Below are 16,899 nucleotides of genomic sequence, written 5' to 3'. Positions count from 1 at the left end.
AATGATAAGACCAGGATCGCTGGCAAACAAAGAATCACTGCAGCGGAGGCAGAAAGGCGCGCAAGAAAAAGCCCGCCTAAGCGGGCTTGAAGGGGGACGAAAGTTATCAGTCGTCGCCGCCCATGATGCCGAAGATCTGCAGCAGGCTGACGAACAGGTTGTAGATCGATACGTACAGGCTGATGGTTGCCATGATGTAGTTGCGCTCACCACCATGGATGATGGCGCTGGTTTGGAACAGGATGCATGCCGAGGAGAACAGCACGAAGCCAGCACTGATCGCCAGTTGCAAGCCGCTGATCTGGAAGAAGAAACTGGCAACCACGGCGCCCAGCAGAACGAAGAAGCCTGCAGTGATGAAGCCGCTGAGGAAGCTCATGTCCTTACGGGTGGTCAGCACGTAGGCAGACAGGCCAAAGAACACCAGCGCGGTCATGGCAAAGGCGGAGCTGATGACTTCAGCGCCGTTCGCCATGCCCAGGTAGCGATTGAGGATCGGGCCCAGGGTGTAACCCATGAAACCGGTCAGCGCGAGAGTAGAAAGCAGGCCCCACGAAGAGTTGCGCAGCTTGGCAGTGAGGAAGAACAGGCCGTAGAAGCCGATCAGCACAACGAAGATGTTCGGGTAAGGAACGTTGGCGCGCTGCGAGATGAAGGCAACCAGGCCGCTGAAGGCCAGGGTGATGGCCAGTAGGCCGTAGGTATTGCGCAGAACGCTGCTGACTTCCTGTTGCTCAACCTGAGAATGGTTGAGTGCATAATCTCGCTCTTGCATGGCGACGCTCCTGTGGCTATGAGGCTTTAAATCCAGATGCATCGGATCATAACAGAGCAGGATTGCCTGCCAAGACTTAGAGTTTGACAGTGTGTTGCGTTCCGGTAAGATTGCCGCCCGCACTGCTGTGGAGGTTTCAGTCCTGGCCTCCACGCTCAGAATTTGGAAGCGTGGCCGAGTGGTTTAAGGCAACGGTCTTGAAAACCGTCGATGGGCAACTATCCGTGAGTTCGAATCTCACCGCTTCCGCCAATTCTCTAAATTGCCACGACGCAATTGCTGATCTTAATCTGGCGCTTGCTTTTTGACTCTCGTGCGCCAAGCTAGGTCAGGCCCTGGCTTTTTGTTAAGGTGACCGGCAAGTTCAATCTCACCGTCGTTGCACGGTGGCTGACAAGGTGCAACGAGGTGGCGATTGATTAGGGTCCTGGTTGTCGATGATCACGATCTGGTCCGCACGGGCATCACCCGTATGCTGTCCGATATCGACGGTCTGCAAGTCGTGGGCGAAGCCTGCACCGGCGAAGAAGCCCTGCTCAAGGTTCGCGAGCTCAAGCCTGATGTCGTCTTGATGGACGTCAAGATGCCCGGCATTGGCGGCCTGGAAGCCACTCGCAAGCTGATGCGCAGTCATCCCAACATCAAGATCGTCGCCGTCACCGTGTGCGAGGAAGATCCTTTCCCGACGCGTTTGCTGCAGGCGGGCGCCGCCGGTTATCTGACCAAGGGCGCGGCGCTGGATGAGATGGTGCAGGCTATTCGCCTCGTATTCGCCGGCCAACGCTACATCGATCCGCAGATCGCCCAGCAACTTGCGCTGAAATCATTCCAGCCGCAGACCAATAGCTCGCCATTCGATCTGTTGTCCGAGCGTGAAATCCAGATCGCCCTGATGATCGCCAACTGCCACAAGGTGCAGAACATCTCGGACAAGCTCTGCCTGTCGCCGAAGACGGTCAACACCTACCGCTACCGCATTTTCGAGAAGCTTTCCATCACCAGTGACGTCGAGTTGGCTCTGCTCGCGGTTCGCCACGGCATGGTCGACGCCGTCAGCTGATAATGTCCGCCCCATTCGATTCGAGTGCCTTCCTGGCGACCTGCAGCGGTCGCCCTGGTGTCTATCGCATGTTCGATGGCGAGACCCGTCTGCTCTACGTCGGCAAGGCAAAGAACCTCAAGAAGCGTCTCTCCAGTTACTTTCGCAAGACCGGCCAGGCACCCAAGACCGCAGCGCTGGTGGCGCGCATCGCGCAGATCGAAACCACCATCACCGCCAACGAGACCGAGGCGCTGTTGCTCGAACAGACGCTGATCAAGGAATGGCGGCCGCCGTACAACATCCTGCTGCGCGACGATAAGTCCTACCCCTACGTATTTCTCTCCGACGGCGAATTTCCGCGTCTCGGCATTCACCGTGGCGCGAAGAAGGCCAAGGGCCGCTATTTCGGCCCTTATCCCAGCGCCTTGGCGATTCGCGAGAGTCTTAGCCTGTTGCAGAAGACCTTTCTGGTTCGCCAGTGCGAGGACAGTTACTACAAGAACCGCACGCGACCTTGCCTGCAATACCAGATCAAACGCTGCAAAGGTCCCTGCGTGGGCCTGGTCAGTCCTGAAGAGTACGCCGACGACGTGCGCCACTCGGTGATGTTCCTCGATGGCCGTAGCAACGCGCTGAGCGAGGAGCTCTCCGTCAATATGGAGAAGGCCTCCATGGCGCTGGAGTTCGAGCGGGCTGCTGAGCTGCGCGATCAGATCGCCTTGCTGCGTCGTGTGCAGGATCAGCAGAGCATGGAAGGCGGTACCGGCGATGTCGATGTGGTTGCGGTAATGCTTACCCCAGGCGGCGCCTGTGTGCACCTGATCAGTGTGCGGGGTGGGCGCGTATTGGGCAGCAAGAATTTCTTCCCGCAGGTGGCGATCGAGGAGGAAGGCGGCGATGTGCTGATGGCCTTCCTCGCCCAGTACTACCTGGGCAATGCTGATCGCGACCTGCCCAGCGAGCTGATCGTCAACGTGCAGCATGAGGACTTCGCCACGCTGATCGAGGCCATTGAATCGCTACGCGGCCGTAGCCTCAGCATCAGTTTGCGCGTGCGCGGTACACGTGCGCGCTGGCAGCAGCTCGCCGTGACCAATGCCGAGCAGGCGCTGGCCGCGCGCCTGGCCAATCGGCAACACCTGGCCGAGCGTTTCGAAGCGCTGGCCGCCGTGCTGGAAATGGACGAACCGCCGCAGCGCATGGAGTGCTTCGATATCAGTCACTCCAGCGGTGAGGCGACGGTCGCCTCCTGCGTGGTATTCGGTCCCGAAGGCCCGCTGAAATCCGATTACCGGCGCTTCAATATTGAAGGCGTCACCGCCGGCGACGACTACGCCGCCATGCACCAGGCGCTGACCCGGCGCTTCAGCAAGATCAAGGATGGCGAAGGCAAGTTGCCCGATGTGCTGTTGGTGGATGGTGGCAAGGGGCAGTTGGCCATGGCGCGTGAGGTGCTGCAGGAATTGGCCGTGCCGGATCTGATCTTGCTTGGTGTGGCCAAGGGTACGACGCGCAAACCCGGCCTCGAAGTGCTTTACCTGAACGACGCCGAGCATGAGTTCACCTTGCCCGGCAATTCGCCGGCGCTGCATCTGATCCAGCAGATCCGTGATGAATCGCACCGTTTTGCGATTACCGGGCATCGTGCTCGCCGCGGCAAGACGCGGCGCACCTCGACGCTGGAGGAGGTAGCAGGAATCGGACCGAAGCGACGGCGCGAGCTACTCAATCACTTTGGCGGCCTGCAGGAATTGTCCCGTGCCAGCGCCGAAGAAATTGCCAAAGCACCCGGAATCAGTAAAAAGCTCGCCGAGTTGATTTATGACACTCTGCACAGCGAGTAGAATACTCGCTCACCTCGCAGCCCAGTTGTGCCGATGAACATCCCCAACTTGCTTACCGTGCTCCGGGTCGCGCTGATCCCGGTCTTTATCCTGTTGTTCTACTTACCGTTTTCCTGGAGTTATTGGGCTGCCAGCGGCGTCTTCGCTGTTGCTGCCGTGACTGACTGGCTTGATGGCTATCTAGCCCGCCGCTGGGAGCAGGGCACTCCTTTTGGTGCCTTCCTCGACCCGGTCGCAGACAAATTGATGGTGGCTGTGGCGTTGGTGCTGCTGGCTGCCGAACACTCCAATCTCTGGCTGACCCTGGCTGCCGCGACCATCATCGGACGCGAGATAGTAGTGTCTGCATTGCGTGAATGGATGGCCGAGCTCGGTGCTCGAGCGCATGTCGCTGTGTCCAACCTTGGCAAGTGGAAAACCGCAGCGCAGATGCTGGCGCTGGTCATCTTGCTGGGTAATCCACCGGTATTTACCTTCTGGGTCGTGCTCGGATACATCCTGCTGGTGGTCGCAGCCGTGCTGACATTGTGGTCGATGCTGCAGTACCTGTTGGCCGCCTGGCCGCACCTCAGCACCACCTCGGAAAAGAAATAAGTATTTTTGAATCAAAGGGTTGACTGCGCGATTCGATTCTATAGAATGGCGCCCGTCGACAAGACAAGCGGGAATAGCTCAGTTGGTAGAGCACGACCTTGCCAAGGTCGGGGTCGCGAGTTCGAGTCTCGTTTCCCGCTCCAGTTTTACACGAGTCGCCAAGGCGGCTCGTTTGCTTCATGGCTGAGTTGCAGAGTGGTTATGCACCGGATTGCAAATCCGTGAACGCCGGTTCGATTCCGACCTCAGCCTCCAATCTAAAAGGCCTCGTAGATCCATGATTTACGAGGCCTTTTTCATTATCCCTGATGTGCTTTTGCATACCTTGCGAGGACAGGGAGGGCTGTATATAGTCCGGTCCTTCGCACAGCGCTACCGCCCGAATGGCGAAATCGGTAGACGCAGGAGACTTAAAATCTCTCGCTCGTAAGGGCGTGCCGGTTCGAGTCCGGCTTCGGGCACCATTTAAATCAAGCGCTTACGAGTTTTTTCGGCGGCATGGCTTGGTCCGCAATCCTCGCATTCATCCGCAATCGATCTGATCAGCAAGCAGCCGATCAGCGTTACTGCCAGCATCATGTCATGGAACATCCCTACCACGGATGATCACCCGTCAAGCCGGCCTGGTCTTGGCTACCGGTTGCACCGTGGTGTTCAAGCCTGCCCCCGCAAAACCCCATTCTCCGCGTCCACCTTTCAAGCTAGATACTTTTCTTGACTTCTGGCCTGTGAGGCGCAGACTTTGTCAAGTATTGCAATAACCCCCTTGGGCTTGGCTGGATTTGGTTTTCCGGCGCTTGTCATGCCGCGCTTGCCGTTCGATTGGCTAGGCATGCTGAAGCTGGCGTTGGATATTCAGGAAACCGATGCAGCACAGGATTTCCCTCGACGGTCCCGGTGTCGAGGAAAAGGATATCCAGATCACGCCCGACAACGACGTGCCGATGGTGCGAGGTGAAAGCGCCAAGAGCAAGAGAAGAGCGAAGCGGCTTTTCTCGTGTCGAATTTTCCTACGGCAGTTTCCAGTGTGCACTGAACCTGCCCGACGATGCCAAACAGGATTCGAAGCGCGAAGCAAGTGCACCGAAGCACGGCCGCTCGATTCCGATTGAAGTTGAGACGGATATTCCACTGCGGTCACCACGAAGTCCCACCAGGAGACTAGGTGCCGCGGCATGCTGCACCTAGTCATCTCAATGACCAAGGAGCGTCCGCATGGCCAGGAAGCAATGTCAAATCTGCGGCCAACCCGCCACGGCGCGGGTGGAAGCCAATCTCAATGGTCGCCTCACTACCATGCTGTTGTGTGACGATCACTACCGCCAACTGGTGCGTCAGCAAAAACGTACCATTTCCCCGCTGGAAGCCCTTTTCGGCTCGCGCAGCGGCTTGTTCGAAGATTTTCTGGGCAGCGATTTCTTCCGCATCGGAGAAGAGTCGGCACCGGTTGCAGCCGATGCCGACGAAGTGGTCGATGCGTCGTTTGGCGAACCAGTCTCCACAGGTTCTGGCACGCCGCGCCGTCGTGGCAGCGGGTTGGCCAGCCGCATCAGCGAGCACTCCGAGGCTCTGTTACAGGAAGCTGCCAAGCGTGCCGCGGACTTTGGTCGCTCCGAAGTCGATACGGAACACCTGCTGCTGGCGCTGGCCGACAGCGATGTGATCAAGACCATCCTGAGCCAGTTCAAGATCAAGGTCGATGACCTCAAACGCCAGATCGAAGCCGAAGCCAAGCGCGGCGACACGCCGTTTGAAGGCGAGATCGGCGTGTCGCCACGGGTGAAGGATGCGCTCAGTCGCGCCTTCGTCGCCTCCAATGAATTAGGACACTCTTACGTCGGGCCCGAGCACTTCCTGATCGGCCTGGCCGAAGAGGGTGAAGGGCTGGCCGCCAACTTGCTGCGCCGCTATGGCCTCACGCCGCAGGCCCTGCGCCAGCAGGTCAACAAGGTGGTCGGCAAAGGTGCGGAGGATGGCCGCGCCGAGACGCCGACCAATACGCCGGAGCTCGACAAGTATTCGCGCGATCTCACCAAGATGGCGCATGCGGGCAAGCTGGACCCGGTCATCGGCCGCGCGCAGGAAATCGAAACCACCATCGAGGTGCTGGCGCGGCGCAAGAAGAACAACCCCGTATTGATCGGCGAGCCTGGCGTGGGCAAGACCGCCATCGTCGAGGGGTTGGCACAGCGCATGGTGGCCGGTGAGGTGCCCGAGACGCTGCGCGACAAGCGCCTGGTCGAGCTGAACATCAATTCCATGGTGGCCGGCGCGAAGTACCGTGGCGAGTTCGAGGAACGCGTGCAGAAGGTGCTGAAGGAGATCTCCGAGCACCAGGGCGAGATGATCCTCTTCATCGACGAGGTGCACACCATTGTGGGCGCCGGCCAGGGTGGTGGCGAAGGCGGGTTGGACGTGGCCAACGTCTTCAAGCCGATGATGGCGCGCGGTGAGTTGAACCTGATCGGCGCGACGACGCTCAACGAGTACCAGAAGTACATCGAGAAAGACGCCGCGCTGGAGCGGCGCTTCCAACCGGTCATGGTGCCCGAGCCAACGGTGGCGCAGACCATCATGATCCTGCGCGGCCTGCGCGATACCTTCGAAGCGCACCACAAGGTCAGCATCACCGAGGATGCGATCATCGCGGCCGCCGAGCTGGCCGATCGCTATGTCACCGCGCGCTTCCTGCCGGACAAGGCCATCGATCTGCTCGATCAGGCTGCTGCCCGCGTAAAGCTGTCGGCGACGGCCCGTCCCGTTGCGGTGCAGGAGTTGGAGGCCGAACTGCACCAGTTACGCCGGGAGCAGGACTACCTGGCTTCCCGCAAGCAATACGACAATGCGGCGGAGGTCGGCAAGCGCATCGAAACCAAGGAAGCCGAACTCAAGACGCAGCTCGAGGACTGGGAACGCGAACGCGGCTCAGGCAGCGCCGAAGTCAAGGCGGAACACGTGGCGCAGATCGTCTCGCGCCTGACCGGCATCCCGGTCAATGAGCTGACGGTGGAGGAGCGCGCGAAGCTGCTGCACCTGGAGCAGCGGCTGCATGAGCGCCTGGTGGGGCAGGACGAGGCGGTACGCGCTGTAGCGGATGCGGTGCGGCTGTCGCGCGCGGGTCTGCGCGAAGGCAGCAAGCCCGTGGCCACGTTCCTGTTCCTGGGCCCAACCGGCGTCGGCAAGACCGAACTCGCCAAGGCGCTGGCCGAATCCATCTACGGCAACGAGGGCGCCTTGTTGCGCATCGACATGTCGGAGTACGGCGAGCGTCATACCGTGGCGCGGCTGGTGGGCGCTCCGCCGGGCTACGTCGGCTATGACGAAGGCGGCCAGCTCACGGAGAAGGTCCGTCGCAAGCCTTACAGCGTGCTGCTGCTCGATGAGATAGAGAAGGCCCACCCCGACGTCTACAACATCCTGCTGCAGGTGTTCGACGACGGGCGGCTCACCGACGGTAAGGGTCGCGTGGTGGACTTCACCAACACCATCATCATCGCCACGTCGAACCTGGGATCCGACATCATTCAGCGCCGGCTGAAGGCGCGCGGAGCGGCCGGCGAGGAGTACGAGAAGACCAAGGCAGAGGTGATGGACGTGCTGCGCGGGCACTTCCGCCCCGAGTTCCTCAACCGCATCGACGAGCTCATCGTCTTCCATGCGCTGGGCAAGGAGGAGATCCGCCACATCGTCGGCCTGCAACTCGATCGCGTGGCGCGCAATGCCGCGAGCCAGGGCGTGACGCTGACGTTCGATGGGACGCTGGTCGATCACTTCGCGGAAGAAGGCTACAAGCCCGAATTCGGTGCTCGCGAGCTCAAACGACTGATTCGCAGCGAGCTGGAAACGGCACTGGCGCGCGAGATGCTCGGCGGTGGCATAGGCAAGGGCGATCACGCCCGTGCACGTTGGGACGACAAGGCGGAGCGGGTTGCCTTCGAACGCAAGCCAGCCGCTCCGGCCAGCGCCGAAGCTCCACCTGAATCTGCGCAACCGTCGGACTCGTCCAAGGAGTCGAGCAAGGGGGCGCGCAAGAAGAAGTCCGAAAGTGGCAAAGCATGAAGCACGGGGCTGCCCTAATCCTGAAAATGGGAGACGGGCAGCCCGTATGTTCTCTTTGATGTGCCGGGCATCTTTCGGCTCGAGCCCGGCCAATTCAAGTAGGACGTTACTGTGCGCGCGTGGTGGAGTACCCCAGGCTGCACGACATCCTGTCGTGACGACCTGGTGGGCTGCAGGCATCACCCGCGACACGTTCACGCGCTTCGACATGGACGAAGGCCTAGAGGTGCAGCGACCGCGATTTCTCGTAGGACTGGCCTGTTTCTGAAGGAGTGGCACATGAACAACAGCAATCAGACCGGGACGACACTCGAACGACTCCGTCGCGACTGGGCGGTGATGACGTTTTACGAACGCTTCGAGCAGGCCGTCGCCATCATCCTTTCTGCGGTGATGGCGGTGATTATCGTGGTGTCTCTGGTGCAGCTGATTCAGATTGTCTTCAGCCTGCTGATCATCGATGCATTCAATCCACTCGACCACAAGATCTTCCAGAGTGTGTTCGGCATGATCATGACGCTTCTGATCGCGATGGAATTCAAGCACTCCATCGTGCGCGTGGCCCTGCGCCGTGACAGCATCATTCAGGTCAAGACGGTCATCCTGATAGGGTTGATTGCGCTGTCCCGCAAGTTCGTGATTCTCGATCCCGATGTCGGCCCGGCCAAAGTCGCGGCGCTGGCCGGCGCCACTCTGGCCCTGGGGCTGACCTATTGGCTGTTGCGTGAGCGCGATGACCGAATTGTCTAGAACGCCATGCCTGACAGCAAGTGGCCCACGCCACAAACGTCGAGTCTGGTCACGGCATCGCTTGCGTAACTGCCTGAAAACAGCGCTACCGGTTTGGACTTCGATCAGGATCGCCGCACTCGCCGTCGGCCTTTTACTTGGCGAAAGGGGACTGCGGGGCACCCTGCGAGCAAGCCTATTCGTCTTGTCATTCGAACCGGTGGCGGCTAAAGCGCTGACGCTGAGGTTGTATGCCACGTATGCCATCCAGTCGGATGAAACACCAGAAATCGAGGGTGTACGAACGTTTACTGATACGGACTGAGGGTCAAGGCTATGGCCGCTGAAGGCAACGCAGGGCAATTATTGGGTGTCGTTACGTTGCTTGCCGCCGCCGTGGTGGCAGTCCCGCTGCTCAAACGCATCGGGTTCGGCTCGGTGCTGGGCTACCTGACGGCGGGAATGATGATTGGTCCCTTTGGACTGCAATTGATCCATGACCCTCACACCATCATTCGGGTGGGCGAGCTGGGTGTGGTGATGTTTCTTTTTGTGATTGGACTGGAGCTGAAACCCTCGCATCTATGGGAGCTGCGTGGGCAGATCTTTGGGCTGGGCAGCCTGCAGGTGGTGGTCTGTGCTGTTCTGCTCACCTTTGTCGGTATGGCCTTTGGTTTCCCCTGGCAGGTGGCGTTTGTGTGCGCGGCCGGTTTTGTACTCACATCCACGGCCTTGGTTATGCAAGTCCTCTCGGAGCGCGGTGACATAACCGAGCCGAGGGGGCAGCGTATCGTGTCCATTTTGCTGTTTGAAGACCTGTTGATAGTGCCGTTACTGGCGGTGGTAGCATTTCTGGCGCCCACTGAATGGGTGCATGAACCCACATCACCGCTTTGGCAGCGTATCGGTATCGCCGCCCTGTCCTTGGGCGCACTGGTGGCCATCGGATTGTGGCTGCTCAATCCGATGTTTCGGGTATTGGCCCAAGCCCGGGCGCGCGAGGTGATGACCGCCGCCGCGCTACTGGTGGTGCTGGGGGCAGCGCTGCTGATGGAAATCGGCGGGCTTTCAATGGCGATGGGGGCGTTCGTTGCCGGCGTGCTGCTATCGGAATCCACATTTCGCCACCAGTTGGAGGCCGACATAGAGCCGTTTCGCGGCCTGCTGCTGGGGCTGTTTTTTCTTGGCGTCGGCATGGCGTTGGATCTGCAAGTGGTGGTCACGAACTGGATGCTCATCACCTCTGGTCTGCTGGCGCTGATGTTGGTCAAGGCACTGTGTATTTATGTGGTCGCGCGCCTTGCAAAGAGCTCCCATGGCGATGCGCTGGATCGTGCAGTGCTTATGGCGCAGGGTGGAGAATTTGCTTTTGTGTTGTTTGCCGAGGCGCTCAAGCTCAGGGTCATCAGCCCCGAAGTCAACGCCAATATGACGGCTATCGTGGTGCTCTCCATGGCCATTACGCCGGTTGCCTTACTGCTGTACAGACGTTTTGCCCGCGCCCCGAGCGTTTCGATGGTCGGTGTGGAAAGCGCACAGAATCTGCAAGGTAATGTACTCATCATCGGCTTTGGCCGCGTGGGCCAGATTGCCTGCCAGGCACCGCTCGCTCAGGGAGCGAAACTTTCCATTATCGAGATAGATCCGGAGGTGATCCGCGCCGTGGAGCCCTATGGTTTCAAGGTCTATTACGGTGATGGTGCCCGCCATGAAATATTGCACGCTGCCGGTGCCCATCACGCCCGAGCCATCATCGTTTGTGTGAACGACAAAAAAGCGGCGACACGCATAGTCGAAAGTACACGGCACTACTGCCCCCAGGTGAAATTGCTGGTGCGTGCCTTTGATCGCGAACACGCGCTGGAGTTGGTCAAGCACGACGCCGACTACATAGTGCGGGAAACCTTTGAGTCGGCCCTGCTGCTCGGCCGTCAGGCCGTGCTGACGCTGGGGGTGTCTGAACTCGAAGCCGACGCGGTGACCGACGAAGTGCGCAAACGCGATGCCGAACGTTTTGCCCTGGAAACAGCGGGCGGTCTGTTTGCCGGGCGAGCGTTGGTGCTGGGAAACATCGAGCATATCGAACCGCCGAACCAAGAAGCGCGGGAGGCCCAATGAGCAGTCATTCGGAATCGTATAGGTCTGTCGCCGTCGACCGTCTCGCGCTGTATCGCTGCCTTGCAGCGGGGGTAGCAGGTGACCTCGCAACGCATCGCCCCCGGACCATTGCAAACGCCCTGCGCGGAGCTTCAGGTGGCCTTGATAACGCTGATTTGATATCCGTTCGCATGGATTTCTTTCAGCTCCTCAACATCTTTCGAAATAGGTAGGAGGGCGCATGTTCACTCCGAATTCCATTCCCTATCAGCGACAACCTGGCTTTCAGCGCACATACCGCCAAGGCCGTCTGACCTTGGGTCTTTTCTTCCCCCTCGAAGCCTTTGCCGGTGATACGCCGAGCATGCTCGACCAGGTGAGCCTGGCCCAACGTGCCGACAAGCTGGGTTTCTCTGCCCTCTGGTTTCGCGACGTGCCGTTACGCGACCCCAGCTTCGGTGATTCGGGTCAGGTCTTCGATCCTTGGGTGTACCTGGGTTTTATGGCGGCACACACACACTCGATTGCGCTGGGTACCGCCTCGATCATCCTGCCAATCCGCAATCCTCTGCACACCGCCAAGGCCGCCACCAGTGTCGATCAGCTCAGCGGTGGCCGCCTGTTACTCGGTGTGGCTTCCGGTGACCGGCCGGTGGAGTTTCCCGCATTCGGTGTCGACCCGGAGCGACGCGACAGCCTGTTCCGCGAATACCTCGAGGTATTTCGCGAGGCTCAGCGTAGCAGTTTCATGCCTTTGACCTGGTCCGGCGGGACGCTTGAGGGCGCGGATCTGATTCCCAAGCCGACCACGGCGGAAATTCCTTTCTTTGTCACCGGCCATAGCCGCCAGACGCTGGAATGGATTGCCCGCTACAGTCATGGCTGGATCAGTTATCCGCGCGCCCCGAAGACGCAGCAGCTGATTGTCGAGAACTGGCGCACTGCGGTTCGTGCCGAATGCGGTGAGCTGTTCAAACCCTTCACCCAGTCGCTATACATCGACCTGACAGATAACCCGCAGACACCACCACGACCGATCCACCTGGGCTATCAATTAGGGCGATATCACCTGATCTCGTTGCTGGAAAGCTTGCAGGGGATCGGGGTTAACCATGTGATCGTCAATTTGAAATACGGGCAGCGTGCCGCGGGCGAGGTTATCGAGGAGCTCGGTCAGTTCGTTCTGCCTAACTTCGTCCTGTCGACATGAGGCAGCATGGTGCTGGATAGCTACGGCCCACGCCTTCTGTTCGGTCACTGCACCGTACGTGGACCGGCAACCTAGCAGCCACGACGGCGCTGGGCTTGACCGAGCCGAGCAACGCAACCTCGACGAACGCCCAAGGGAGCACCGGCTGTTCATAACGCGACTGCGCGTGCCGCAGAAGGGAGTTTTCAGGCCCATCGTGCCAGTAGTGACGACAACTCACCTGCCACCTCAATACGACGCCTTGCTCCTGTTTTTGATTGTCTGACATGTAGGTAGCCATCTCAGATATCGCGCTCCGCAAAGCGAAGGGTGTCGCCAGGGCGCTGGCCTTTGAAATAATCGCAGCTCGCAGGCTCATGCGCTGGTCCGTTGCGGTGCGGTCGCGTCCAGGCTCGGCATATTTCATGATGGCTTGGCCGTTTGCTTGATCGTGAAGTTTAGTAATCGGTGCGCGACATCTCGTGAAACATGAGCTAGCGAATTATGAGGGTGCTCGTATTCTGATGCCTGACACAAGCATCAGCCAATGTTGGAAGCGATTCGACTTTTTTAGGTCTCTGGACCATCATCATTGAACCGCACCTGCCGTGCTATGCCTCAGGTTAAGAGGACACGTTGCGGTCCGTATATCGCTTATATCGCTCAACGGTGATAATGATGTCGAGCTGCGACGAACTAATCATCTGCGAACACTGCGATTGCGTATTTGAGAAGGTACATCTTTCCAGACACCAAACAGCATATTGCGCGCGCTGCGGAGCAGTTCTACAGCGTTTCAACGGACTGTCGATCGAGCAACGACTGGCGCTGACCTTTACTGCAGCAGTGCTGTGGGCTCTCGCAAATTTTTACCCTGTGATGACCATCAGCCTGCAGGGCAAGGTGAACAGCACAACATTGTGGGATTCGGTTCTGGCTTTAAGTCTGGGGCCGATAACCTTTATCGCTATGGCCTCGGCAATTTCCATCATCATTGCGCCCGCAGTGCAGCTAATTTTGTTGGCCTGGATACTCGGCTTCGCTATATCGCAACGGCGTGCCCCAGGCTTCCGATTGTTCATGCGTTCGCGACGGACGCAAGCTCTCGGTGCGCCTGGATGTGCATCGTCTGGATTCGATCCCTGGTCAGTACGCCTTTATCGATGTCACCTGGCGTCTACGCGAAATGGGCGCGGGGAAGAAGGGCATAGCGAACTGTCGTAGCACACTTAGAACACCGTCTGGGGTGTCGATGGACGAGATCGTTATTGCGCATCAACACAATCTGAAACGTCTCGCAGAAGATATCAAAAAAGTGGCTATAAGAACGCCCATGCAGTGCGATTGAAAAACACGATGGTTCGAAAATCGTCTATTCGCGATAAAGAACGTAGTGGCTATCTACAACCTCGGAGAGGTACTACATCATGTCTGCAGCAAATGTTTCAGAAGTTCCGCAATCTGCAAAATGGCGCTTCAAGTTAGGTATATCCATTATATGTCTGATGCTCTTTATGTGGTTATTGGTTCCCGTGGCCGCCACGGTTGGGGTCTCTGGCGCCAGGATCGCAGCGCTCACTGGCGCGCTTTTCATCTTCAATAAGGTGCTTCTTCTTCTAGTAATAGCAGTAATGGGGAAGGCGGGATTCCATGAGCTCAAACAGCACATTTTTCGGCGTGTTTCAGGTTATGCAGTCAGTGCTGACGACGAAGTAGGCCCAACACGCCATCATATCGGTATGGTGATGTTCTGCCTGCCGTTGATCTCTTCCTTTCTCGAACCCTATATCGACGCCCTGGCACCCGGTCTGCGGCCCAACAATTGGGCATTTCAGCTACTAGGAGATGTCTTGTTGATCGGTAGCTTTTTCGTCCTTGGCGGTAATTTCTGGGAAAAGCTCCGTGCGCTGTTTATCCGCAAGGCGAGGGTGGTAAACCCTGAAACGCTCTGAAGGCGTCTGAAACAATCGGGACCAACCATTTCACCGATCTTGTTCTGTACAGGTATTCATATGGCCGAAGCATCGAATACTTCAGATTCTGCTGATGTGGACATTCCTCCGGCGCCAATTCCGGTTGAAGCGCCTCCTCGGAACCCACTGCGGCGCACTGCTTCGATGGTGCTCGCCCTGATTGCCGTATTGTTCGTGGCTTCCGTCTTCCTGGAGCGTTGTAGCCCGCTGACTTCGCAAGCGGTGGTGCAAGCCTACGTTGTATCGATGGCGCCTGAGGTGGGGGGGCGCGTTACCGAAGTCGGAGTACTCGACAATGCGCGGGTCAAGGCGGGACACCTGTTATTTCGCATAGATCCACTGCCATACCGGTTAGCTGTCATGGATGCCGAAGCGCAACTGGAAGCAGCTGGTCAGGCAATAGGCGCGAATACGGCCTCGGTGGATGCAGCCCAAGCGACGTTGGTCTCCGCTCGTGCACAACGCGACAACGAACGCGAACAGGCCCGGCGGGTCAAGACGCTTGTCGACAGGGGCATGTATCCACGTGCGAGGCTGGACGAGCGTATGGCTGCGCTTGGCTCAGCCGAGGCCGAGGTGAACAAGGCCCAGGCGGATCTGCAGCGTGCACGGGAGCAGTTGGGGGCCGAAGGCAACGACAATCCGCAGTTGAAACAGGCCCTGGCTGCGCTGGAGCAAGCGCGGCTTGATCTGGTCCGCACAGAGGTTGTCGCGCCGGCCGATGGCGTTGTGACCAATCTTCAGCTAGCCGTCGGCCAAGTCGTGAGCCCCGGCCAGCCAGCGCTCACTGTCATTACCGTCGGGACCGTGTGGGTGTCCGCCGCCTTCAAGGAGAACAGCCTGGAACACATGGATGTCGATGATCCCGCCGAGTTCGTGTTCGATGTGTTGCCGGGGAGAGTATTCAAGGGACGCGTAGAAAGCGTCAGTTGGGGCGTCGCGCAGGAAGGCAGCAGCCCATATGCACTGCCTTCGGTGCGTAACGAAAGCGGCTGGGTGCGCGATCCGCAACGTTTCCCGGTGCGTTTGATCGTGGATAAACCGTACCCATCAGGTCCCCGCTATGGTTCACAGGTGACGGTTGTTGTTTATGCGGACGACAACCCCATTGCCAATGCGCTGGGCGCACTTTCCATACGCCTGGTCGCCTGGCTGAACTATGTCAACTAACGATGCTTTTCGACTAACGTCATTCAGGGCAAGACGTCTAGGGCTGCGGGTTGCCCTTGCAGTACCTCTGGGGCTTTGCATGGGGCTGGTGCTAGGCGACCCGCTGCCATTTCTGGCACCGATGTTTGCTGCACAGTTTCTGCTGGCCAGCCCCCACCCCATGACCTTGCGCCAGGGGGTGGCAACCGTTCTGATCATCTGCCTGAGTGGCTCGCTGCTGGTACTTGCCACCGGCTTGTTCCGAGAGCGCCCTTTGGTACTCGCGCCGCTGTTGTGGCTTTTCTACTTCAGCTGTTTTGAGGCTCAAGGTCGGCAACGAGGTGGGGCCGGGCCGGGTCTGATGCTGGTGATCGGTGTGGTCGTCCCATTGCTCGACATTGTGCATCGTGACCTGGGTGAGTGGATTGTATCGATGTTCGCCAAGGCCATCGGCATTGCGACACTGCTGGCATGGGGCGCCCACGCGCTGCTGCCAGATCCGGCCGTTGACCGCCCAGCCGTCCAGATTGTACCGCTGCATGGTGGCGCACTGATAACCCGGCAAGCCACGGCCAATGCCTCGATCCTGCTCGCTATCGTTGTTCTGTGCCTTAGCGACTCTCGTCTTGCCACCGCCATGGTCGTTCCGATCACCGTAGCCTCGTTACTCAACCAGCTGGAGCCGGGCATGAGTTTGCGCGCGGCGATTGGCCTGGTCGCGGTCAATTTGCTTGGTGGTGTCGTAGCTTCTATGGCGTTTGCGCTGTTCCAGCTGCACCCGAGTTTGTGGCTGGTTGTATTGATTGCACTGCTGGTAAGTTTGCTTTTCGCAGGCAAAGCGGCAATGGGAGGTGGCCAGCAAAGAGTTTTTGGCGGCGGACTGATCGTTTTCCTTGTCCTTTTCGGGCTCGGTATATCGCCCTTGCCCAACAGTACGCCTGATCTGTTTGCGACACGTATCGCCTATGTTCTGGCTGCAAGTTGCTATGCAGTCACTCTGGCCGCTGTGCTATGGCCCAGACCTCGACAGGTGGAATAGAAAAAACTGACGTTTAAGGCCCGATGATAGAACTGAGCGAAGGTGAACCATGAAGACAGCATGGAAAATCTATATCAAATTTCTAGAAAACGATCTCTGCACCAAAGTCTTCGATAATGTGAAAAACCTGTTGGTATGCGCGCTGCTGTTTGCAGCAGGGACAAGTGCATTGCACAGCGAGCAGTCGATGTTTCTGGCGCTGGTGGGTGCCAAGCTAACTGGGTCTGGGCTGATCCTGATTTCTGCAGTGCTGATGTTCCTGAACATTAGTGATGCCTTGCACCGTGTTGCACGTCTGCGTTATCGGATGATAATTCAGATTTTTCTATGGTCTTTTTATTTGGTTGTTGCCATCAGAATGGTGCAGCTGGTCTGGAGTTTTCGGGCAGAGTGAATTGTCAATGTCGCG

At 58.5% G+C, this 16,899-nt stretch carries 13 protein-coding genes, 4 tRNA genes and 2 pseudogenes; 18 read left to right on the top strand and 1 reads right to left on the bottom strand.

Annotated features, from left to right (window positions below; translation table 11 throughout):
- Window positions 1-106 precede the first annotated feature (106 nt).
- Window positions 107-775, bottom strand: coding sequence for a Bax inhibitor-1/YccA family protein (locus GV002_RS09760; protein WP_160018101.1), 669 nt, complete (start codon window positions 773-775; stop codon window positions 107-109).
- A gap of 164 nt (window positions 776-939) precedes the next feature.
- Here GV002_RS09760 and GV002_RS09755 point away from each other — a divergent pair.
- The 18 genes and pseudogenes from GV002_RS09755 to GV002_RS09670 all read left to right on the top strand — a co-directional run bounded on the left by GV002_RS09755 (window position 940) and on the right by GV002_RS09670 (window position 16,884).
- Window positions 940-1,027 (top strand) — tRNA-Ser (locus tag GV002_RS09755).
- Window positions 1,028-1,190: 163 nt separating this feature from the next.
- The gene (uvrY, locus tag GV002_RS09750) at window positions 1,191-1,835 is read left to right on the top strand and encodes a UvrY/SirA/GacA family response regulator transcription factor (protein ID WP_160018100.1); all 645 of its coding nucleotides are present in this window, start codon (window positions 1,191-1,193) and stop codon (window positions 1,833-1,835) included.
- Between the two features lie 2 nt (window positions 1,836-1,837).
- Entirely contained in the window at window positions 1,838-3,661 is a 1,824-nt protein-coding gene (uvrC, locus tag GV002_RS09745; RefSeq protein ID WP_160018099.1) for an excinuclease ABC subunit UvrC, read from the top strand.
- A gap of 33 nt (window positions 3,662-3,694) precedes the next feature.
- Complete coding sequence (pgsA, locus tag GV002_RS09740) at window positions 3,695-4,255, top strand: CDP-diacylglycerol--glycerol-3-phosphate 3-phosphatidyltransferase (RefSeq protein WP_178094638.1); 561 nt, start codon at window positions 3,695-3,697, stop codon at window positions 4,253-4,255.
- Window positions 4,256-4,322: 67 nt separating this feature from the next.
- Window positions 4,323-4,398: transfer RNA gene (locus GV002_RS09735), tRNA-Gly, on the top strand.
- 38 nt (window positions 4,399-4,436) lie between these two features.
- A tRNA-Cys gene (locus tag GV002_RS09730) sits at window positions 4,437-4,510 on the top strand.
- 122 nt (window positions 4,511-4,632) lie between these two features.
- Window positions 4,633-4,719, top strand: a tRNA-Leu gene (locus tag GV002_RS09725).
- 314 nt (window positions 4,720-5,033) lie between these two features.
- A pseudogene (locus GV002_RS09720) lies at window positions 5,034-5,365 on the top strand (Hsp20/alpha crystallin family protein); the annotation flags it as partial.
- 105 nt (window positions 5,366-5,470) lie between these two features.
- Window positions 5,471-8,314, top strand: a complete 2,844-nt coding sequence (clpK, locus tag GV002_RS09715; protein ID WP_160018097.1) for a heat shock survival AAA family ATPase ClpK — start codon at window positions 5,471-5,473, stop codon at window positions 8,312-8,314.
- Window positions 8,315-8,593: 279 nt separating this feature from the next.
- Window positions 8,594-9,064 carry a phosphate-starvation-inducible PsiE family protein gene (locus GV002_RS09710; RefSeq protein ID WP_021489146.1) on the top strand — a complete coding sequence of 157 codons (471 nt, stop codon included), beginning with the start codon at window positions 8,594-8,596 and terminating at the stop codon, window positions 9,062-9,064.
- 315 nt (window positions 9,065-9,379) lie between these two features.
- A complete protein-coding gene (locus tag GV002_RS09705; RefSeq protein WP_160018096.1) occupies window positions 9,380-11,161 on the top strand; it encodes a monovalent cation:proton antiporter-2 (CPA2) family protein in 1,782 nt (593 codons plus the stop codon).
- A gap of 220 nt (window positions 11,162-11,381) precedes the next feature.
- The gene (locus GV002_RS09700) at window positions 11,382-12,350 is read left to right on the top strand and encodes an LLM class oxidoreductase (protein ID WP_160018095.1); all 969 of its coding nucleotides are present in this window, start codon (window positions 11,382-11,384) and stop codon (window positions 12,348-12,350) included.
- Window positions 12,351-13,007: 657 nt separating this feature from the next.
- A pseudogene (locus GV002_RS09695) lies at window positions 13,008-13,415 on the top strand (paraquat-inducible protein A); the annotation flags it as partial.
- The gene (locus GV002_RS09690; RefSeq protein WP_160018094.1) at window positions 13,387-13,677 is read left to right on the top strand and encodes an ABC-type transport auxiliary lipoprotein family protein; all 291 of its coding nucleotides are present in this window, start codon (window positions 13,387-13,389) and stop codon (window positions 13,675-13,677) included. The pseudogene GV002_RS09695 and the gene GV002_RS09690, both read left to right, overlap by 29 nt.
- Before the next feature lie 79 nt (window positions 13,678-13,756).
- Window positions 13,757-14,281, top strand: coding sequence for a transporter suffix domain-containing protein (locus GV002_RS09685; protein ID WP_160018093.1), 525 nt, complete (start codon window positions 13,757-13,759; stop codon window positions 14,279-14,281).
- A 60-nt stretch (window positions 14,282-14,341) separates the two neighbouring features.
- Window positions 14,342-15,472, top strand: a complete 1,131-nt coding sequence (locus GV002_RS09680; protein ID WP_160018092.1) for an HlyD family secretion protein — start codon at window positions 14,342-14,344, stop codon at window positions 15,470-15,472.
- The gene (locus GV002_RS09675; protein WP_256667055.1) at window positions 15,462-16,490 is read left to right on the top strand and encodes a DUF2955 domain-containing protein; all 1,029 of its coding nucleotides are present in this window, start codon (window positions 15,462-15,464) and stop codon (window positions 16,488-16,490) included. Before GV002_RS09680 ends, GV002_RS09675 begins: the two co-directional genes overlap by 11 nt.
- Window positions 16,491-16,539: 49 nt before the next feature.
- A complete protein-coding gene (locus tag GV002_RS09670; RefSeq protein ID WP_160018091.1) occupies window positions 16,540-16,884 on the top strand; it encodes a hypothetical protein in 345 nt (114 codons plus the stop codon).
- The last annotated feature ends 15 nt before the right edge of the window (window positions 16,885-16,899 follow it).

It is taken from the genome of Pseudomonas sp. 8O (assembly GCF_902506495.1).
GTDB lineage: Bacteria > Pseudomonadota > Gammaproteobacteria > Pseudomonadales > Pseudomonadaceae > Aquipseudomonas > Aquipseudomonas chaetocerotis.
The sequence above is the reverse complement of the archived record's forward strand: the minus strand, read 5'-3'. Positions and strand labels throughout refer to the sequence as shown.